Annotated in this window: 1 protein-coding gene; it reads right to left on the bottom strand. The window is 63.0% G+C overall.

What is annotated here, in order from left to right; all coding sequences use genetic code 11:
* Window positions 1-895 (bottom strand): 2-oxoacid:acceptor oxidoreductase family protein (locus DTF_RS27260; RefSeq protein WP_226989322.1); only part of this gene is annotated, 895 nt, incomplete at both ends.

An 895-nucleotide genomic window follows, 5' to 3' on the forward strand; every position in this document is an offset into this window, starting at 1 on the left:
CTCGACGGACTTGAAGGCCGCAGGGGCCCCGCCGAGTTCGGCGCCGTCGTAGATCTTCATCCGGATGGTGGCGTGGGGACAGACGAAGGAGCAGATGCCGCACTGGATGCAGAGCTCTTCGTCCCACACGGGGATGTCGACGGCGATGTTGCGCTTCTCGTACTTGGCGGTGCCGGTGGGGAAGGTGCCGTCGGCGGGCAGGGCCGAGACGGGGACGCTGTCGCCCAGCCCGTCAATGATGGGACCCAGGGTGTTGCGTACGAAATCGGGGGTCTCGGCGCCGAGGCCGGCCTTCATGCGCAGAGCGCTGTCGGCGCTGGAGGGGACGGCGACTTCCTCGATGTTCTCGAGGGCGACGTCGACGGCCTTGTTGTTCATCGCCAGCACCTTCTCGCCGGCCTTGCCGTAGCTCTTGACGATGGCGTCCTTGATCTCGCGGATCGCCTGGTCGAGGGGGATGATGTTCGAGATCTTGAAGAAGGCGGTCTGCATGATGACGTTGATGCGGGGGCCGAGACCGATCTCGTTGCCGAGGCGCACGCCGTCGATGACGTAGAACTTGAGCTTCTTGCCGATGATTCTCTGCTGCACCTCTTTGGGCAGATGGGCCCAGATCTCGTCCTTGCCGAAGGGGGCATTCAGCAGGAAGGTGGCCCCTTCCTTGGCGCTTGCCAGCATGTCGTACTTCTCGAGGAAGGAGAAGTTGTGGCAGGCGACGAAGTCGGAGCTGTCGATCAGGTAAGGGGCGCGGATCTCCTCCTTGCCGAAGCGCAGGTGAGAGGTGGTCATGCTGCCGGCCTTCTTGGAGTCGTAGACAAAGTAGGCCTGCACGTTGTTGTCGGTGGTCTCGCCGATGATCTTGATGGAGTTCTTGTTGGCGCCGACGGTGCCGTCG

Origin of the sequence: Desulfuromonas sp. TF (assembly GCF_000472285.1) — a bacterium.
GTDB lineage: Bacteria > Desulfobacterota > Desulfuromonadia > Desulfuromonadales > ATBO01 > ATBO01.